18 protein-coding genes are annotated in these 18,606 nt (G+C 32.0%); 10 read left to right on the top strand and 8 right to left on the bottom strand.

What is annotated here, in order from left to right; translation table 11 throughout:
* Positions 1-3 precede the first annotated feature (3 nt).
* On the bottom strand, positions 4-543 hold the full coding sequence (locus IM755_RS12305; protein WP_194097314.1) for an AAA family ATPase: 540 nt from the start codon (positions 541-543) through the stop codon (positions 4-6).
* Between the two features lie 125 nt (positions 544-668).
* Here IM755_RS12305 and IM755_RS12300 point away from each other — a divergent pair, with 125 nt between their 5' ends.
* The 4 genes from IM755_RS12300 (at position 669) to IM755_RS12285 (ending at position 3,832) form a co-directional block, all read left to right on the top strand.
* Complete coding sequence (locus IM755_RS12300) at positions 669-953, top strand: DUF493 family protein (protein ID WP_194097364.1); 285 nt, start codon at positions 669-671, stop codon at positions 951-953.
* Positions 954-960: 7 nt separating this feature from the next.
* Positions 961-1,662 carry a DUF4290 domain-containing protein gene (locus IM755_RS12295; protein WP_194097312.1) on the top strand — a complete coding sequence of 234 codons (702 nt, stop codon included), beginning with the start codon at positions 961-963 and terminating at the stop codon, positions 1,660-1,662.
* An 8-nt stretch (positions 1,663-1,670) separates the two neighbouring features.
* Entirely contained in the window at positions 1,671-2,981 is a 1,311-nt protein-coding gene (gene murA / locus IM755_RS12290; protein ID WP_194097310.1) for a UDP-N-acetylglucosamine 1-carboxyvinyltransferase, read from the top strand.
* A gap of 83 nt (positions 2,982-3,064) precedes the next feature.
* Positions 3,065-3,832: a sulfite exporter TauE/SafE family protein gene (locus tag IM755_RS12285; RefSeq protein WP_194097308.1), complete on the top strand. Its 768-nt coding sequence runs from the start codon at positions 3,065-3,067 to the stop codon at positions 3,830-3,832.
* Positions 3,833-3,871: 39 nt separating this feature from the next.
* On the opposite strand, the gene IM755_RS12280 is transcribed toward IM755_RS12285, so the two are convergent.
* The 3 genes from IM755_RS12280 to IM755_RS12270 form a co-directional block, all read right to left on the bottom strand.
* The gene (locus IM755_RS12280; RefSeq protein WP_194097306.1) at positions 3,872-6,334 is read right to left on the bottom strand and encodes a DUF5686 and carboxypeptidase regulatory-like domain-containing protein; all 2,463 of its coding nucleotides are present in this window, start codon (positions 6,332-6,334) and stop codon (positions 3,872-3,874) included.
* Positions 6,335-6,378: 44 nt separating this feature from the next.
* Positions 6,379-6,792: a type II 3-dehydroquinate dehydratase gene (gene aroQ / locus IM755_RS12275; RefSeq protein ID WP_194097304.1), complete on the bottom strand. Its 414-nt coding sequence runs from the start codon at positions 6,790-6,792 to the stop codon at positions 6,379-6,381.
* A 75-nt stretch (positions 6,793-6,867) separates the two neighbouring features.
* Positions 6,868-7,422, bottom strand: a complete 555-nt coding sequence (locus IM755_RS12270; protein WP_194097301.1) for a porin family protein — start codon at positions 7,420-7,422, stop codon at positions 6,868-6,870.
* Positions 7,423-7,727: 305 nt separating this feature from the next.
* Here IM755_RS12270 and IM755_RS12265 point away from each other — a divergent pair, with 305 nt between their 5' ends.
* The 3 genes from IM755_RS12265 (at position 7,728) to xerD (ending at position 10,039) form a co-directional block, all read left to right on the top strand.
* Positions 7,728-8,336 carry an outer membrane beta-barrel protein gene (locus tag IM755_RS12265; RefSeq protein WP_194097299.1) on the top strand — a complete coding sequence of 203 codons (609 nt, stop codon included), beginning with the start codon at positions 7,728-7,730 and terminating at the stop codon, positions 8,334-8,336.
* A gap of 147 nt (positions 8,337-8,483) precedes the next feature.
* Positions 8,484-9,068, top strand: a complete 585-nt coding sequence (locus tag IM755_RS12260) for a porin family protein (RefSeq protein WP_194097297.1) — start codon at positions 8,484-8,486, stop codon at positions 9,066-9,068.
* A gap of 71 nt (positions 9,069-9,139) precedes the next feature.
* Positions 9,140-10,039: a site-specific tyrosine recombinase XerD gene (gene xerD / locus IM755_RS12255; RefSeq protein WP_194097295.1), complete on the top strand. Its 900-nt coding sequence runs from the start codon at positions 9,140-9,142 to the stop codon at positions 10,037-10,039.
* Between the two features lie 302 nt (positions 10,040-10,341).
* Here xerD and rny read toward each other — a convergent pair whose 3' ends face one another.
* From rny to IM755_RS12240, 3 genes are all read right to left on the bottom strand, one after another.
* Positions 10,342-11,904 (bottom strand): ribonuclease Y, encoded by a 1,563-nt coding sequence (gene rny, locus IM755_RS12250; RefSeq protein WP_194097293.1) that lies wholly within the window; start codon positions 11,902-11,904, stop codon positions 10,342-10,344.
* Positions 11,905-12,113: 209 nt separating this feature from the next.
* Positions 12,114-12,407, bottom strand: coding sequence for a cell division protein ZapA (locus IM755_RS12245; RefSeq protein ID WP_026724773.1), 294 nt, complete (start codon positions 12,405-12,407; stop codon positions 12,114-12,116).
* Between the two features lie 7 nt (positions 12,408-12,414).
* Positions 12,415-12,705, bottom strand: a complete 291-nt coding sequence (locus tag IM755_RS12240; protein ID WP_194097291.1) for a hypothetical protein — start codon at positions 12,703-12,705, stop codon at positions 12,415-12,417.
* 192 nt (positions 12,706-12,897) lie between these two features.
* Here IM755_RS12240 and IM755_RS12235 point away from each other — a divergent pair, with 192 nt between their 5' ends.
* The 3 genes from IM755_RS12235 to IM755_RS12225 are packed head-to-tail and all read left to right on the top strand — an operon-like array spanning position 12,898 to position 17,821.
* A complete protein-coding gene (locus tag IM755_RS12235; protein ID WP_194097289.1) occupies positions 12,898-14,580 on the top strand; it encodes a M23 family metallopeptidase in 1,683 nt (560 codons plus the stop codon).
* Between the two features lie 15 nt (positions 14,581-14,595).
* A complete protein-coding gene (locus tag IM755_RS12230) occupies positions 14,596-17,064 on the top strand; it encodes a TonB-dependent receptor (RefSeq protein WP_194097287.1) in 2,469 nt (822 codons plus the stop codon).
* Positions 17,065-17,107: 43 nt separating this feature from the next.
* Positions 17,108-17,821, top strand: coding sequence for a hypothetical protein (locus tag IM755_RS12225; protein WP_194097278.1), 714 nt, complete (start codon positions 17,108-17,110; stop codon positions 17,819-17,821).
* A gap of 47 nt (positions 17,822-17,868) precedes the next feature.
* On the opposite strand, the gene IM755_RS12220 is transcribed toward IM755_RS12225, so the two are convergent.
* Positions 17,869-18,570 carry a hypothetical protein gene (locus tag IM755_RS12220; RefSeq protein ID WP_194097276.1) on the bottom strand — a complete coding sequence of 234 codons (702 nt, stop codon included), beginning with the start codon at positions 18,568-18,570 and terminating at the stop codon, positions 17,869-17,871.
* Positions 18,571-18,606: the final 36 nt, after the last annotated feature.

Raw genomic sequence — 18,606 nt, 5'->3', positions numbered from 1 at the left:
AAATTATTTAACAAGATGTTTCATAATAAAATCCACACGATTTTCAACCGTATCTTTTGGGACTTCTGTTATAGAGTAACCGTATTTTTTATAAGTTTCCATCAAATGTTCGTGAATTAAAACGGCTTGTTCGTAATTTTCATAACGCTCAGCATCACTAACATAAATTTCTTTCCAAGGTGGTAAAACAAAAATCGCTGAATATTTGTGGTCTTGACAGGCTTTATCAAAAAAAGCAGGATACGAATCGCCTATGTAATGCATATACGCCAAAACATCTGGAATGCCACGATCTAAAAAAACGATATTTGCTTCTTCTTTTAGAGCTTCATTGTATTGTCTTTTTCTACCTTCAAGCAGTAATTCACTGAATAAAAGTGGTTTTTCTAAGAATAATTGTTCTATTCCTTGTTCTTGCGCTTCACGAATAACTTCACGCGAAATCTCAGGATAACAAGTGTGTCCTTTTTCTTTTAATGCATCTATTAAGGTGGTTTTTCCAGAGCTTGGTCCACCAATTAAAACCACAATTTCTTTATTCATATTGGAAATACTAAGGCGCAAAAGTAAGTTTTTTTCAAAATCTAATCAACTTTAAAAATTATAAGTTACTACAATACAATTCTAAAGAGAATAAAGTATATTTGCTTTTCCAATACGAAATGATGATGGATAAGAAAACAGAAGATTTTTACGCAAGATTAAAAGAAGAATTAACAAACTCAACGCTTTGGCCTTCAGAGTATTTATATAAATTTATTATGCCTTCCGATGTACATAGTATTGCAAAAGTAGAAGCTGCTTTTAATAATATGGGGGCAGTTATCACTACACAACAATCAAAAACCGGAAAGTTTACGAGTGTTTCTGTAAGTGTAAATATGCCAAATCCTCAAAGTGTAATTGATAAATACATTGAGGTTTCGGACATTGAAGGCATCATTTCATTATAAATTAAACATGCAAGAAGAAGTAAGTTACTTAGAATATAATTCAGCACGTCCGCATTTGATTATTCCAGAATACGGAAGACATTTGCAGAAATTAATAGATCAAGCTACTGAAATTGAAGATCGAGAAGAACGAAACAAAGCAGCAAAATACATTATTTCTGTTATGGGTTCGTTGAATCCGCATTTGAGAGACGTTTTAGATTTCCAACATAAATTGTGGGATCAGTTGTTTATCATGTCTGATTTTAAATTGGATGTCGATTCGCCTTATCCTATTCCTTCAAAAGATATTTTAACTCAGAAACCAGATCGTTTAAAATATCCGCAAAATTTTCCTAAATATCGTTTTTATGGAAATAACATCAAATACATGATTGACGTGGCAAATAGCTGGGAAGAAAGCGAATTGAAAAACGCTTTAGTTTTAGTTATCGCCAATCACATGAAAAAATGTTACTTGAGTTGGAATAAAGATACTGTTACTGATGAAGTAATTTTCGAACATTTATTAGAACTTTCGGGAGGAAAATTAAATCTTTCGAAATCCAATGAAGAACTTTCGAATACACACGATTTAATGAAAGTGAACAAGAAAGTTTCGAATAAAACCCAATTTGGTACTAGCAAGCCTGGAATTGTAAAGAAAAATAACAACAACAAAGGGCATATGAATAAAAACAATCAAAATAAAAATACATTTAAAAAATAGGTAGTTGCATGGGAACATTTAAAATTGAAGGAGGAAAAGCATTAAAAGGAGAAATTACACCTCAAGGAGCAAAAAATGAGGCGTTACAAGTGTTATGTCCTGTTTTGTTAACTTCTGAAAAAGTTAGAGTAACAAATATTCCAGATATCATTGACGTTAACAAATTGATTACGCTATTAGGTAATTTAGGAGTTAAAATTCAAAAAAATGGTCCTGGCGATTACACATTTCAAGCCGATGAGGTAAATGTAAACTACTTAAAAACAGAAGCTTTCAAAAAAGAAGGTGGAAGTTTAAGAGGTTCTATTATGATTGTTGGACCTTTATTAGCGCGTTTTGGTTGCGGATATATTCCAAAGCCTGGAGGAGATAAAATTGGGCGTCGTCGTTTAGATACGCACTTTGAAGGTTTTATTAATCTTGGAGCAAAATTTAGATACGAAAGAGAAGACCATTTCTACGGAGTGGAAATCGACGGAAGATTACAAGGTTCTTACATGTTGTTAGATGAAGCTTCAGTAACTGGAACAGCTAATATTGTAATGGCTGCGGTTTTAGCGGAAGGTACAACAACGATTTATAACGCAGCTTGTGAGCCATACTTACAACAATTGTGTAAAATGTTGAACTCTATGGGTGCAAAAATCACCGGTGTTGGATCAAATTTATTAACGATTGAAGGTGTAGAAAGTTTAGGAGGTTGCGAACACAGAATTTTACCTGACATGGTAGAAATCGGTTCTTGGATTGGTCTTGCGGCTATGACAAGAAGTGAAATTACAATTAAAAATGTAAGTTGGGAGAACTTAGGACAAATTCCAAATGTATTTAGAAAATTAGGAATTACGTTAGAAAGAAAAGGTGATGATATTTACATTCCTGCTCATAAAGATGGCTACGAAATCAAAACCGATATCGATGGTTCTATCTTAACAGTTTCCGATGCACCATGGCCAGGATTTACACCTGACTTGTTAAGTATCGTTTTAGTGGTTTGTACACAAGCTAAAGGCGATGTGTTAATTCACCAAAAAATGTTTGAAAGCCGTTTGTTCTTCGTTGATAAATTAATTGATATGGGAGCAAAAATTATGTTATGTGACCCGCACAGAGCAGTGGTTATGGGACATAATTTCCAATCACAATTAAAAGCAACTACTATGAGTTCGCCAGACATTAGAGCCGGAATTTCATTATTAATCGCCGCTTTAACAGCAAAAGGAACTTCAACTATCCAAAATATAGAACAAATCGATAGAGGTTACGAACGCATTGATGAAAGACTTCGTGCGATTGGTGCTAATATTGTAAGAGTATAGTTCAGTGCTCAGTGTTCAGTAATAAGTTAGCAGTTAGCCTGTTGTATTACTGAACACTAAAAACTGACCACTGATTACTAAAAATGGAAACCTACATCATTATTTTTCTCTGCATTGCTTCCTTCGTAGCTGGTTTTATTGATGCTATTGTGGGTGGCGGTGGTTTAATTCAAACTCCAGCCGCTTTAATTTTATTGCCTAATGTACCTGTTGCTTCCATTATTGGAACGCTAAAAATACCAGGGTTTAGTGGAACAAGCATGGCAACGTATCACTATTTGAAATCAGCAAAAGTCAATTGGAAGTTATTTCTTGTAATGGCTGTTGTTTCTTTTTCTTTTGCTTATTTGGGTTCTAGTTTACTCAACGTAATGCAAAACGATTTCATGAAACCCTTGCTTTTTGTGGTATTGATTTTGCTCTTACTTTATACCTATTTCAAAAAAGATTTTGGACAATTTCAAATTAATAAACTGACTCAAAAGCAAACCTATATTTACGGAATTATAATTTCAATTTTTTTAGGTTTTTATGATGGATTCATAGGTCCAGGAACAGGAAGTTTGTTAATCATGGCGTTTATTGCTATTCTGGGGTTCGATTTTTTAAAAGCGAATATCTATGCGAAATTAGTCAATTTGGCGACCAATATTGGCTCCATAACTTTATTCGTTTTAAAAGGAAAAATCATTTGGACAATTGCAATTCCAATGGCAATTTGTAACGTTACAGGTTCTTGGTTAGGTGCCCGATTAGCCATTTCAAAAGGCAACGGATTTATTCGCGTTTTCTTTTTGATTGTGGTAGGATTAGCATTACTTCGTTTTGGTTATGATGTGTTTTTGAAATAAAAAAGCACTCCTTTTATCGAAGTGCTTCTTATTATTTTCTTAGAATTTCAATCCAAACATCACACCATCACCCTGAAAACCGTTTTGATAACTTCTAACATAATCAACACGTAAGAATCTAAATTTACCCCAACCGATATTATCAAATCCAACAGTAAATTCTTGATACGGTTTCATGTTTGGAATGTTTAATTGGTGAAATCCTCCAATTAAATTCCATTGCAATTTGTTCAACAACGGAATCTTATTCATAATGTATCCTTTGAAATTGTGTTCGATATGCGTTTCCAAATACGCATCATTCGTTGAATGACTATAATAAGGTAACAAGTTAAATGCATTCAAAGAATTATTCAATAAGTTCACATGCGTTTGATTTCCGTTGAAGTGTTTATAGTCTACAAACGAAATATTATCGGCATTAAAGAATTTACCTGCTTTAAATCGTAAACCAAAATCACCTTTGTTGCCTATTGTTTTGTTGTAATCAATTGTAGCTGTAACAAAATCATAATGATAGTTGCTATTTGAAGCTCCAAACGCTTTTTCATAGTAAAGACTTATTACAGGATAATCATCGTTTTGGATGTTAATCTTTCCATCAGGACGCGAAATGTATTTTTGTCCAAAACGAATGCGTGTACCTAAACTCGCTTTCATAATATGATGTTGTTCAAACGGAATCGAAGTATAATTATAAGGTTGCAACGGATCATTTGAAAAGTACAAATCGTCATTTTTAATCAAAGTGTAATCTGTGTTATTGAATAACGCATGACGGTTTTCGTATAGTAATTTTCCATTAACAAAAAGGCCATTGGTAACTTCTTGTCCATAATTAATTTCGGCAAATTCTTTATTATACAATTTCATATAGTTGTTCTTAAAGAATAAAGTCGCCACCGAGTTCACTATATTACTAATCGGCTCGTTTGGGTTAAATTGACTAATAGCGCTACCACCAGTCAAACTAATGTAAGCGTTATTTCGATTATTAAATCGATGATAAAAACGACCGTTTACACGAAGTCTATCTTCAGCAAAACCATAATTGAAAGTAGACGAAATAGAGGTTACTTTTCCTGTTTCTTCATTCCATTTTCTAAAAGAAAAACCGCTGTCTAAATTATAACCTTGTACTGTATTAAAACTCAATGAACCTATATTGGTAAGTCCTTGGTAGTTAAAATTCCATTTTTTGTATGTGCTTTTATAATTATAACCTGTAAATATTTTTAATAGTTTAAACTTATTACTTTTAGCATCAATAGAATCTAAATAAACTTGCGATTTTCTAATCGTTTGGATACTATCTTTTTTAACATAATTCTTCGTTTCTTCTTCTGTTAAAGGAACCGGACGATTTTCTTCCCAAAAAGTAATTTCCTTTTTATTGGCATTTTCAGCAAACGTTACAATTTCTTTTCCAAAAGTTTTCTTCTCGAAAGCATCCTTAAAATTATAATTTGTGAAAACATGAGTAAATTTCCCCGTAAACTTCATTCCAAAAATACCCGCTAGAAAATCCAAAGTCTGAATATTCTTAGCCCAAATCTTATTCTCACTATTATAACTGAAATTTTGTGTCAGCTTCATAGTTTCTAAAATAGGCTGTTGCATGCGATAACCTTTGATATCTAAATTAATTCCGTAAATAGCCCAAGTATCTTCAACAATATAAATATATCCTTCAAATACCGGTTCTTTATCGCGTTTAGGAGAAACTAAAATTTTATTGATTAACTGGTTTTTATCATCGTAAAAGGTGCTTTCTAGTTTGTATTTATAATAGTTGAAAGCATTGTCAGCAATAGGAGAGACCATGTTAATTCCAAAATCAACATAATTTTCATAAAAATCATAATTGGTATTTAAAGCGGTATTGTAGCTAAAGCCGTTGTCGTTTCCAGCAATTTTAGAAGCAATAATTTCCTCTTTCAAATCATTAGGTTTTTGAAACTTAATTTTAGAAACCGTTTCTGATTGGTATATAATACCACTTCGAGTAGAATCTAAATTACCTTCTAAATCACCAATTTCAACACCCATGAATTTTTTAGGAATATCTTTTGCTTTAAAAATACCTCTCGAATAAAAATCAGCTTCAAATTTATCTGTTTTAGCAGCATTTTTCTTTTTGGATTTAATCGCATTACGAATGATTTCATTTGCTGGATTTTCACCATTCATAACAACAACTTCCTTCAATTGAAAATCTTCTTCATATAAAGTAACATCAAACTCATACGGAAAGCTGGTAATGTTTAAGACATGCTTTTGAGTTTTAAATCCCAAATACTGAAATATTAAATGGACATTCTTTTGCTCAGTAGTATTCAGTTCATATTTCCCTAATTCATTAGAAGTGGTACCTATATAAGTATTTTCAATATAAATATTTACAAACGGTAGCGGATTCCCATCTTTATCTTTGACGGTTCCTTTTATTTGAGAAAACGTAAATAAGCTTACAAACAATAAAGCAAATAAAATTTTATTCATGGAGTTTTATTTTTATAGACGAATATTCGTTTAAAAAGGTTGTATTATATAAAAGACTTTATAGCTAAATCATAACTTTGCAATCCAAAGCCAATTATAACTCCTTTAGCATTTGCTGAAATATACGATTGATGGCGGAAAGACTCTCTAGAAAATGTATTGGAAATATGAACTTCAATAACTGGAGTGGTAATAGCTTTAACAGCATCACCTATTCCAATAGAAGTATGCGTGTAAGCTCCCGCATTTAACACAATACCATCATATGTAAAACCTACTTCTTGAATTTTAGAAATAATTTCCCCTTCAATATTACTCTGAAAATACTCTAGCGTTACATTTGGAAATTGAATTTGTAATTTTTTTAAGTACGTTTCAAAAGTTTCATTGCCATAAACTTCAGGTTCTCTTTTTCCTAATAAATTAAGATTAGGGCCGTTTATAATGATAATTTTCATGTGAATTGTTTTTGTAAAAATAAAAAAACCATTCCTTTTGAGAATGGTTTTAGTAAAATATTGTGAATTTTAGCATTAAAACATGTAACCCACTGAAAACTGAATAACCGAGTTCTTTACGTCTGCATCTTTTTTGGCTTCTGTTAAACCAGCTACGTATCGTCCTGAAACAAATAAACCATCAGTTATTTTATAACTCAAGCCGCCGGCAAGTCCAAAGTCAAAAGAATTGGTGTCGTTTGTATCCACTTCATTACGTTCGCTAACTAAAACAGAAGCTTGTGGTCCTAGTTCTAAACTCAATTTGTTGGAAGTTAAATAAAATTTAGCAAGTACAGGTACTGATAAATAACCCAACTCATTTTTAATTTGGTCGCCAAAACCTTTTAATTCGGAACCTTGTGTAGAATAAAGTAATTCGGGTTGAATGGCAAAGTTTTCAAATACTTTTAATTCTACAACTAATCCGGCATGGTAACTAGTAATAGTCTTAAAATCTACACCTGATATTTCTCCTCCCGTGTAGTTAGCAAAGTTAACACCACCTTTTACTCCAAATTTTAGCATTTGAGCCTGAGATAAACCAGTTCCTAGAACCAGTAAAATCAATGTTGCAATTGTTCTCTTCATATTAAAATGTTTTATTAGGTAACGCTTACGGGCGCTTTTTATTGTTTTTATCGATGAAATGCAGTTTTTAACGATTTTTGGAACTATTTGATTTACAGTTATTTAAATTTTGTTTACACTTTTTTTTGTCTTTATTTTTTATTAAAAAAACTTTAATTTTTTAGTTTTTATTTTTTTTAAGTATCTGAATATGAGTGTTTTTAGTTTTACTTGTTAATAAAATTGTTAATAACATAACAAATTTTGTTATTTTGTATAGAAAAATGCTATAAATTTGCCCTATTAACTTTAAATTTAAACTAAACATGAAAAAAGTTTTATTATCTGCTGTAGCATTATTAGCTTTTGGTTTTGCTAACGCACAAGAAGAAAAATCAAATGGTGGTTTTTCTAAAGGAGATGTTTTTGTATCTGGTTCTTTCGGAATTACTTCTGACAAAGCTTATGATATGAATTCAGGAGATTTATTAAAAACTAATGGATTTTCAATCGCTCCTAAAGTTGGTTTCTTCGTAACTGAGAACATCGCTATTGGAGGTAAATTAGGTTTTGGTTCATCTAAAGTTGAAGTAGATGGAGTATCTGGAGAGAACAAAGTTAATGATTTAACTGTTGGTGCTTTTGGACGTTACTATTTTACACCTGGTAGTCAATTTTCATTATTTGGTGATTTAGGAGTTGATTATATGTCAACTAACTATGATACATTTGATGTAAAAAGAAATGGAATCAATGCAGGTTTAGGTTTAGGTATGAACTATTTCGTATCTTCTAACTTCTCTTTAGAAGCTGGTTTAGGATTATTAAATTTCTCTTCAATGAAATTTGATTTTGATGGTGCTGAAAACGAAACTTCTTTCGGTTTAGGTGCTAACTTAACTAACATTTCTTTAGGAGTTAACTACAAATTCTAATTTGTAATTACAATAATAAGAAATCCCGCTTCGGCGGGATTTTTTTTGTATAATAATTAAAAATAATTTAATAACCAAGAGTATTTACGTATTAAATTTCTTTCTTTTTTAAATATATTTGAACTTTAAATTATTTAATCTATAAAAATGAAAAAAATTTTATTATCTATTGTAGCTATTTTAGCTTTCAGTTTTGCAAATGCACAGTCTAGAGAAAAAGGTGCAATTGAGTTAATTCCTCAAATTGGTTATTCAAGTGCTAACTACTATGGTGAAGAGAGTTTAGATTCTAATACGCTTTCTGGAGTTTCTTTTGGTGTGGGTGCAGATTATTTTTTTAATGATAGATGGAGTTTGCGTTCGGGTTTACATTATCAAACAATGGGAGCTAAAGGTTCTGGAGGTTATGAAGAAAAATTAAATTATATTACCCTGCCAGCTAATGCAAATTGGCATTTTGGTTCTACAAGAAAATGGAATTTAAATTTTGGACCAAGTTTTAGTTTCTTAATGAAAGCAGAAAACAATTTTGGAGATATTAAAGATCAAGCTAATACTTTCCAATTAGGATTGGCTTATGGTATTGGATATAAAATTGAAGTAAATGACAAATTTAGTATTTTAATAGATTTGCAAGGAATTTCTGGTCTTACAGATGTACCAAAAGATAGCGATTTCACAATTAAAAATGCTTATAGTTCAATTAATGTTGGTGGCGTTTTTAAATTATAATTGTTTTATATAAGTTTTGATCCCGCTTCGGCGGGATTTTTTTATTCCTATAATTTACTTATTTTTGATATATGAGCACTTGGCAATCCTATATTAAAGAATATCAAAACTATCTACGATTAGAACGTGGTCTTTCTAAAAATACCATTGAAAATTATACGTTTGATATTGAAAAGTTAGTTCTTTTCTTGCATCAACATGATATCAAGGTTTCTCCCATTCAAATTACGGAAGAAACACTTCAACAATTCATTTATGAAATTTCATCAAAAGTTAATGCTCGAAGTCAATCGAGAATAATTTCAGGTTTAAAAAGTTTTTTTAATTATTTAGTTTTTGAAGATTATAGAAATAATACGCCTTTAGAATTAATAGAAGTGCCAAAAACAGGTCGTAAATTGCCCGATACTTTAGCGACAGAAGAAATCGATGCATTAATATCAGCTATTGATTTATCTACTCCAGAAGGAGAACGCAATAGAGCCATGCTAGAAACCTTATATAGTTGTGGTTTGCGTGTTTCAGAATTAGTTGGATTAAAGATTTCCGACTTATTTTTTGAAGAAGGTTTTATCAAAATCACCGGAAAAGGAAACAAACAGCGTTTTGTGCCTGTAGGAAGTTCTACAATTAAATATATAACTTCCTATGTTAATTTAATACGAGTGCATTATCCGGTGCAAAAAGGACATGAAGATACCTTGTTTTTAAATAGGAGAGGAAGGCAATTAACACGTGCAATGGTTTTTACTATTATTAAAGATTTAGCCGTAAAAATCAATTTAAATAAAACCATTAGTCCGCACACATTCCGACATTCTTTTGCAACGCATTTATTAGAAAATGGAGCTGATTTACGTTCGATACAATTAATGCTCGGACACGAATCCATTACAACAACCGAAGTGTATGTGCATTTGGATAGAAAATTTCTTTCAGAAGTTATGAATAATTATCATCCGAGGAAGTAGTTTTAACACAGAGCTACACGGAGTTTTTTTGAAAGGTTTTGTGTTGAGAGAGCTACACAGAGATGTTTCACTCATCATAATCCACATTGGTTTTACGTTTTGTTTCTCATGCTGAAAGCATCTCTTTTATGAACTTCAAATTGGAATTTAGTTCAAGATTAAACTTATATGACTTTTATGTTTAAAACAAACAACAATAATCACTCACTAAAGAGATTCCTAACGGAATGACAAAATTGAGCACAAAAAAATCGTATTAATTAAGTTAATACGATTTTTTACTTTTGCCTAATGACTAATGCCTATTTAGCAATATTCACTGCTCTAGTTTCACGGATAACTGTGATTTTCACTTGACCAGGATATGTCATTTCAGTTTGAATTTTTTGAGAAATATCAAAAGATAAATTTACTGCTGCATCATCAGAAACTTTTTCACTTTCTACAATCACACGTAGTTCTCTACCTGCTTGAATTGCATAAGCGTTTTTCACACCATTAAATCCGAAAGCGATATCTTCTAAATCTTTTAAACGTTGGATGTAAGAATCTAATACTTGTCTTCTTGCTCCAGGACGAGCTCCAGAAATAGCATCACATACTTGGATAATTGGAGAGATCAATGATTTCATTTCAATTTCGTCGTGGTGTGCTCCAATAGCGTTGCAAACTTCTTCTTTTTCACCGTATTTCTCAGCCCATTGCATACCTAAGATTGCGTGAGGTAATTCACTTTCGGTATCAGGTACTTTTCCTATATCGTGTAATAAACCAGCTCTTTTAGCTAATTTAACGTTTAATCCTAATTCAGCTGCCATGATACCACATAGCTTAGCCACTTCTCTTGAGTGTTGTAATAAGTTTTGTCCGTATGATGAACGGTATTTCATTCTACCTACCACTTTAATTAATTCAGGGTGTAATCCGTGGATTCCTAAATCAATTACGGTACGTTTTCCAGTTTCGATGATTTCTTCGTCGATTTGTTTTGCTGTTTTAGCCACAACTTCTTCAATACGCGCTGGGTGAATACGTCCGTCAGTTACTAATTTGTGTAATGCTAAACGAGCGATTTCTCTTCTTACTGGATCGAAACATGATAAGATAATTGCTTCTGGTGTATCGTCAACAATGATTTCAACTCCAGTTGCGGCTTCTAAAGCTCTAATGTTACGCCCTTCACGACCAATAATTCTACCTTTTACATCATCCGATTCAATGTTAAATACAGAAACACAGTTTTCAACCGCTTCTTCAGTTCCTACACGTTGAATAGTGTTGATGATGATTTTCTTCGCTTCTTGTTGCGCTGTCATTTTTGCTTCTTCCACGGTGTCTTGGATGAATGACATGGCGTTTGTTTTGGCTTCCGCTTTCAAGCTTTCTACCAATTGATTTTTAGCATCTTCAGCAGATAAACCAGAAATAGCTTCTAATTGCTCTACTTGACTTCTGTGAAGTTTATCAATTTCTTGTTGTTTCTTGTCTAAATATTCGATTTTATTATTGTAATCTGTAATTTTAGCTTCAACTTCATCATTAATTTTTTTAGCTTTTGCTAATTCATTTGATACTTGAGATTCTTTATCGCGCGTTCTTTTTTCAGCTTCGGCCATTTTTTTGTCGCGAGCTAAAATTACTTGTTCGTGTTCCGCTTTTAATTCTAAAAACTTCTCTTTAGCTTGTAGAATTTTATCTTTTTTTGCTGCTTCAGCTTCTGTTTTAGCGTCTTTTAAAATCGAAGCTGCTTCTTTTTTTGCATTTTTAATTAGGTTAGAAACATTGCTTTTCTCTAAAAATTTAGCGATTCCAAAACCTCCTGCAAGACCAACAACAATTCCAATTATTATACCTAGTATGTCCATATGTGTGTTAAAAAATTATATAAAAAAAGCCTACATTAGATGTTTGTATAAACTCTGTTATACAAGATTTGAGCTAACCTGCAGTTCAAACTTCCCACTTAAGGGCCTGTTATAGTTGCAAAGATTCACTCGTTTAAATTGTTAGTGTTGAGTTTATCAAATATATACTAATGTAGGCAGTATTTTTGTTTGTTTATGTAAGAACGTATTTATTTTGAGAGTAACTCACTCAATTTTTTATCCAAATTTTGCAATCTGGTTAAAGAAGTTTCATCATCTTGAGATTTACTAATTTGTTTTTGCTCCACTTGTGCAGCAAATTGCAAGGCACACATGGCTAAAACATCTTGTTTGTCTCTTACAGCATAGCTTTGTTCAAACTGTTTAATCATAGCATCTATTTTTTTTGAAGCACTTCTTAGTCCTTCTTCTTGTGATGGCTCCACGGTTAAGGGATACACGCGGTCTGCTATTGATATTTTAATTTTCAGCTTTTCACTCATGAGCTTTCTAATCTGAAAGTTGGGCTATACAATAATCGATTTCTCTGATTAATGAATTTATTTTGAGTTTTGTTTCTCGTTTATTTTCTTCACTGCCTAGTAATGAGTTTACCATTTTTAGAGTATCTAGTTGCTTCTTCAGGTCTTCAATTTCACCAGATTGCTGTTGTTGATTTTTTTTAGAAAGCAACAATTCGTCTTGCAACTCTTGGTTTTTCTTTTCAAGCTGCAACAATTTCTGATTGAGCTTAAAAAATTTAACTTCGAGAGAATCAATTAATTCAGATAATCCATTCATTAATGATAGAATTCATTTCAATATTTCACAAAGTTAGCATTAGTATTCAAAAATAGCAATACTTTTTATTAAATTTTGTGAATAATTTTTTATTATTTATAACTATCTGATAACTAATAAATTATACGAGGTATGGTTTTTGTTTACTTTATATAAAATTATTTTAGTATTTTAGCATTAAACACAAGCACTATGAAGTTCGTATTAGCTATTTTATTCGCCCCATTCTTAATTTTTAGTCAGGATTATCCTCAAGATTATTTCCAATCACCTTTAGATGTTCCTCTTGATATATCAGGTTCGTTTGGTGAGTTGCGAAGTAATCATTTTCATTCTGGTTTAGATTTTAAAACTAAAGGTGTAGAAGGCTTACCTGTGTATGCGACTGGTGATGGTTATATTTCGCGTATAAAAATTTCAACTTTTGGTTATGGAAAAGCCATTTATATAACGCATCCTAATGGGTATACTTCGGTTTATGGTCATTTGCAAAAAGCCAATGGAGCCATTGAAAGTTATATCAAATCAAGACAATATAAAGAGCAATCGTATGAAGTAGAAATGTATTTGTACCCAACAGAATTACCTGTTAAAAAAGGAGATGTCATTGCTTTTAGTGGAAATACTGGTGGAAGTGGAGCACCTCATTTACATTTTGAATTCCGAGACACCAAATCGGAAGAAATTTTAAATCCAATGCATTTTGGTTTTAAAAAAATAATTAACGACGATAGAAAACCTGTAATTCAAGGTATCGTTGCTTATCCCTTAGATTCAACAGTAATAAATAATTCTCAAAAACCAATAAATATTTCATTTTCTAAACAAGCTGATGGTTCTTATTTAGGTGTAAAAGTAAAAGCTAATGGAAAAGTAGCTTTTGGAATTAACGCATATGATTTTTGTACCAATGCTTACAATAAAAATGGATTGTACAAAGTAAAAGCGTATTTAAATGGAGTTTTGCAATTCCAATATGGTTTTGATGGTTTTTCGTTTGATGAGTCGCGCTATATTAATAATTTTATTGATTATGAACGTTTTCATTTGATGGGACAACGCGTTCAAAAATTGTTTCAATTGTCTGATTATCCCTTGTCTATTGTGGCTGGAAATAAAAAAGATGGTACAATAAAAGTACAACCTACAACAAATTACACCTATCGAGTAGAAGTGTATGATTTTCATGGAAATAAGGTAGATTTAGTTATTCCAATCGAATTTTATAATACGCAAGCTACTGTAAAAAATACGATTCAAAAAACACCGTATTTTGTTAAAGCTAAAAATGAATCTATTTTTGAAAAAAGCAATGTTTCTGTACAAATTCCTGAAAATGCATTTTACAATAATTTTTATTTGAATTTTGATGTTTCTAATGATATTTTAACTTTACATGATGATAGTGTTCCGGTTCATAAAAATATTACGGTTACTTTTAATGATGTTCAAGGTTTAACAGAAGAGCAACTTGCAAAAACCTATATTGCAACATTAGATGGGTATAAATTAGAGTACAATAAAACATACCGAAAAGGGAATTCATTTACAATCAAAACAAAATCATTAGGTAAATTTAAATTGGCTCAAGATGTAACGCCACCCAGAATTTATAATGTAAATTTTGTTGAAGGTAAAACGCTTAAAGAGCAAAAAACAATCAGTGTTTCGGTTACTGACTTGCATTCCGATATTGATACTTATAATGGTTATTTGAACGGAAAATGGATTTTGCTTGAATATGATTACAAAACAAAAAAGTTGGTACACAATTTAGATGATAATATTTGCGTTCCAGGTAGAAACGATTTAAAGATTGTTGTGACGGATAATTTACAAAATTCTACTACCTTTGAATCTTACTTTTTTAGATAATTAAAACACATTCTTTTGAAAAATATATTTTTTGTATTCTTTGTTGCTTTATTTTCCCTGACTGTTTCGGCACAAAAGGCCCGAGTTAAAGGTGTTATCTTAGATGAATTCAATAATCCAGTTGAAAATGTATCGGTAAAAGTCGAAGATAAAGACCAAGGTACCGTTACCAATGAAAATGGATTTTACATTTTAGAAGTCGAAGCGAATAAAAAAGTTACCGTAACTTTCTCGCATGTTTCTCTAAAAAAATATGTATTGGTTTTAACCTTGAAGTCCAATGAAGACTTCGAATTAAATCCCAGAATGAATTCAAAAGTAGAAGAGTTCGGTGAAGTTTTTGTTGTAGGAAGTAGTAAAAAACGTATTGAAGGAGTTACTACAATTGATCCTGTAGTAATTCGTAAAATTCCTGGGGCAAATCCCGGAATTGAAAATATAATCAAAACATTGCCAGGAGTTTATTCTAACAACGAATTGAGTACCTCTTACGCAGTTCGTGGAGGAAATTACGATGAAAACTTAGTTTATGTAAACGAAATTGAAGTTTATCGTCCTTTTTTAATTCGTTCAGGCCAACAAGAAGGGTTGAGTTTTACCAATACGGATATGGTTCAAAATGTAGACTTTTCAGCGGGTGGATTCCAATCAAAATATGGCGATAAATTATCATCAGTTTTAGATATTACGTATCGCAATCCAAAACGTTTTGGAGCTAGTTTAGAAGCTAGTTTGCTTGGAGGAAGTTTAACAGTTGAAGGCGTTTCTAAAAATCAAAAATGGAGTAATATTACAGGAATTCGTTATCGTGATAATAGCCTTTTAGTGAACAGTCAAGAAACACAAACCAATTTTAGACCTACATTTTTTGATGTACAATCTTTGTTGAATTTCAACGCTTCAACTAAGTGGAATTTTAGTTTTTTAGGCAACATCTCACAAAATAGATACAATTATCAGCCTTTGACACGACAAACTAATTTTGGAACAATCGATGAACCAATTGCTTTATTAGTGTTTTATGAAGGACAAGAAAAAGATAAATACCTTACTTTTTTTGGCGCAGGAAAAGCAGTGTATCAATACAATGAAAAAAATAAGTTGAAGTTTATTGCTTCGGCTTATCATACCCAAGAACAAGAATACTATGATATTTTAGCGGAATATCGTTTGGGAGAAGTGGATTCTAATATTGGTTCAGAAACGTTTGGAGATGTTGTTTTTTCTCGCGGAATTGGTTCGCAATTAAATCATGCTCGTAACGATTTAGATGCTTTAATCGTAAATGCCGAAGTAAAAGGATTTCATGAATTAAACGAGAAATCCCAAATTGAATGGGGAGCTAAATTTACTCTAGAAGATATCAGAGATCGTTTAGTAGAGTGGGAAGTTATTGATTCTGCGGGTTTTTCTCTTCCTAATCCTATTTTAGATTATGTCAATAATCAACCTTATAATCCGTATATTGGACCATTAGCTCCTTATCAAAACATTAGAGCGACAAATTACACTAGAATTAATCGTCTTTCGGGTTATCTACAATGGAATTACAGAGGGAAAATAGGTAGTCATGATTACTGGTTAAACACAGGAATTCGTGCACATGAATGGCAAGTGACTGCTGATGGTAGACCTGATGGTGATGTTCAAATAACTTTTTCACCAAGAGCTCAATTTGCCTTTAAACCCAATTGGAATAAAGATATGATGTTCCGATTATCAGGAGGTTTGTATCACCAACCACCATTTTATAGAGAACTCCGAGATTATGATGGTGTAGTGCAAACCAATGTAAAAGCCCAACAATCGATACACGTGGTTTTAAGTAATGATTACAGTTTTAAAATGTGGTCGCGACCATTTAAATTAGTTTCGGAAGCCTACTATAAAAATATTACCGATGTAAATACCTATACGATTGATAACGTTCGTATTCGCTATAGAGCTAACAATAATGCAGAAGCTTACGCTTACGGATTTGATGCACGTTTAAACGGTGAGTTTGTTCCAGGAACTGAATCTTGGTTTAGTTTTGGATATTTAAAAACAGAAGAGAATCAAGATGGTAGAGGTTTTATCGCTCGTCCAACGGACCAACGTTTGAAATTTGGAATGTTGTTTCAAGATTATATGCCTAATATTCCGAACTTAAAATTATATCTGAATTTAGTTTATAATACGGGTTTGCCAGGCGGTTCGCCTTCATATGCTGACCCATATGCTTACCAATTGCGTTTGAATGATTACCGAAGAGCTGATGTTGGGTTTTCTTATGTGTTTAAAGATGCAGGAATTCAATCAAGAAAAATGTGGTTGAAACCGTTTAATGAGTTTTCGTTAGGTTTAGAGATTTTCAATTTGTTTAACAACCAAAATTCAATTACGAATACTTGGGTTCGCGATGTGTACACGAAATCGCAATACGGAATTCCTAATTACATGACCACTCGTGTTTTCAATATCAAATTGGTTGCCCGATTGTAACCCAACAATTATTTTAGTATATTTGACTATAAAATTCAAACAGATGAAGCGTATTCTTTTCACTTTTAGCTTGGTTGCAACTTTAGTAGGTTGTAAAAAAGATTCGGAAACTCCAAAGGTTATCTACGAAGAAGGAAAAACTAAAGTAGAGGTGGAAGCAAGAGATACGTCATCTATCAAAGTGGCTGATTTGCCGATTTTGATGGAAGGAACCAAATATTTGATTCATCCTGTTGGCGGTGTTCGCGTTTATGATTCGAATAGCAAAGTGTATGGAAGTAGTAAAACCAATCAAGTTAGTTACGCGATTTCTAATTATAACCGATTTGAAATTACAGGTTACTTTGATAATTTGAATTTTCAACATATTGATTCTACATCTGTAAAACCTTTAACGGATAAGAAAATCCAAATTCAAACCGCTACTTTTTTGGATGGAATTGCTGCTAAAACCAAGAAGCAAATCATCGTTTATACCTTAGTGGATTCTGATACTAACAAAGATGGAAAAATCAATCAGAATGACATTCGTTCGTTGTATTTGAGTTCAGCAAGTGGCGAAAACTTCACTAAATTATCGGAAAATCTTTTAGAATTAATCGATTGGAATATTATTGAAGCGCAAAATCGTTTATACTTCAGATGTATTGAAGACATCAACAAAAATGGTGCTTTTGATAAAAACGATAAAGTACATTACCATTTCGTGAACTTGTTAGCTGACGAGTGGAAAGTGGAAATGTATATTCCGAATTAATTTATGAGATTTCTCAAATTTTATAAATCAGTGTTCCAGAAGATTTTCTAAATTAAAATATCACTCTCTAAATCCGATTTTTCAATTTCGAAATCAAATCCTAGTTTAGAAACCAATTCTATTACCAGTTTTTTATACCAGTTTTCACTTTTAGGATGAATGTAGATTTTTTCGATTAATTGATTCAAGTTTATATCGACTTTTAAGCCATTATCGATTTTCATTCCATTAGCCGAAACGTCCGAAATAATACGAATTTCTCTTTCGTACTGAAAACTTTTTCGTTTGAACAAGAACGGGAAAAACGTATCTTCAAACGGAATAAATTCTTTTTTGTAATCGATGTAATTTACTGCACCGATATATTGTTCGGTTTGTCTTTCTGGTTGTAAAGCTTCTTTAAGTCTACCAATCGTAGTTTGAATGGCTAAACCTTCTGTATTTTGAGTGAAAATTTGCCACATTGCAAACGATTCGTACTCGTTAATGTGCCAACTACTAACCACTACTTTTTCACGATGTGATTTGTAGTAATCCAAAAACTTCGGATTGTTAGCAGCAATTTTCTTGATTTCTTCAAAAGTGGGTTCCGAAAATGTGCCTTCATATTGGTCTTCAAACTTATCCGAACGCGACATAAACAACTGTTGCGACAACAACATGTCTAAAAACTTAGACAAGTCCAAATATTTCCAAACAATGGTATCATTGTCGTCAGGTAATGTGATATTTGGATGGTTTACGTACATTTTTCAAGTGCAATTACAAGTTCAAAAAACAAATTC

The organism is Flavobacterium proteolyticum (assembly GCF_015223105.1).
In the GTDB taxonomy this organism is placed as follows: domain Bacteria; phylum Bacteroidota; class Bacteroidia; order Flavobacteriales; family Flavobacteriaceae; genus Flavobacterium; species Flavobacterium proteolyticum.
This window is presented reverse-complemented; position numbering and strand designations above follow the sequence as displayed.

What these genes read in the sequence shown, in the direction of transcription:
- IM755_RS12305 (WP_194097314.1), bottom strand. Translation starts at nt 543, where the DNA reads ATGAATAAAGAAATTGTGGTTTTAATTGGTGGACCAAGCTCTGGAAAA.
- IM755_RS12300 (WP_194097364.1), top strand. Translation starts at nt 669, where the DNA reads ATGGATAAGAAAACAGAAGATTTTTACGCAAGATTAAAAGAAGAATTA.
- IM755_RS12295 (WP_194097312.1), top strand. Translation starts at nt 961, where the DNA reads ATGCAAGAAGAAGTAAGTTACTTAGAATATAATTCAGCACGTCCGCAT.
- murA (WP_194097310.1), top strand. Translation starts at nt 1,671, where the DNA reads ATGGGAACATTTAAAATTGAAGGAGGAAAAGCATTAAAAGGAGAAATT.
- IM755_RS12285 (WP_194097308.1), top strand. Translation starts at nt 3,065, where the DNA reads ATGGAAACCTACATCATTATTTTTCTCTGCATTGCTTCCTTCGTAGCT.
- IM755_RS12280 (WP_194097306.1), bottom strand. Translation starts at nt 6,334, where the DNA reads ATGAATAAAATTTTATTTGCTTTATTGTTTGTAAGCTTATTTACGTTT.
- aroQ (WP_194097304.1), bottom strand. Translation starts at nt 6,792, where the DNA reads ATGAAAATTATCATTATAAACGGCCCTAATCTTAATTTATTAGGAAAA.
- IM755_RS12270 (WP_194097301.1), bottom strand. Translation starts at nt 7,422, where the DNA reads ATGAAGAGAACAATTGCAACATTGATTTTACTGGTTCTAGGAACTGGT.
- IM755_RS12265 (WP_194097299.1), top strand. Translation starts at nt 7,728, where the DNA reads ATGAAAAAAGTTTTATTATCTGCTGTAGCATTATTAGCTTTTGGTTTT.
- IM755_RS12260 (WP_194097297.1), top strand. Translation starts at nt 8,484, where the DNA reads ATGAAAAAAATTTTATTATCTATTGTAGCTATTTTAGCTTTCAGTTTT.
- xerD (WP_194097295.1), top strand. Translation starts at nt 9,140, where the DNA reads ATGAGCACTTGGCAATCCTATATTAAAGAATATCAAAACTATCTACGA.
- rny (WP_194097293.1), bottom strand. Translation starts at nt 11,904, where the DNA reads ATGGACATACTAGGTATAATAATTGGAATTGTTGTTGGTCTTGCAGGA.
- IM755_RS12245 (WP_026724773.1), bottom strand. Translation starts at nt 12,407, where the DNA reads ATGAGTGAAAAGCTGAAAATTAAAATATCAATAGCAGACCGCGTGTAT.
- IM755_RS12240 (WP_194097291.1), bottom strand. Translation starts at nt 12,705, where the DNA reads ATGAATGGATTATCTGAATTAATTGATTCTCTCGAAGTTAAATTTTTT.
- IM755_RS12235 (WP_194097289.1), top strand. Translation starts at nt 12,898, where the DNA reads ATGAAGTTCGTATTAGCTATTTTATTCGCCCCATTCTTAATTTTTAGT.
- IM755_RS12225 (WP_194097278.1), top strand. Translation starts at nt 17,108, where the DNA reads ATGAAGCGTATTCTTTTCACTTTTAGCTTGGTTGCAACTTTAGTAGGT.
- IM755_RS12220 (WP_194097276.1), bottom strand. Translation starts at nt 18,570, where the DNA reads ATGTACGTAAACCATCCAAATATCACATTACCTGACGACAATGATACC.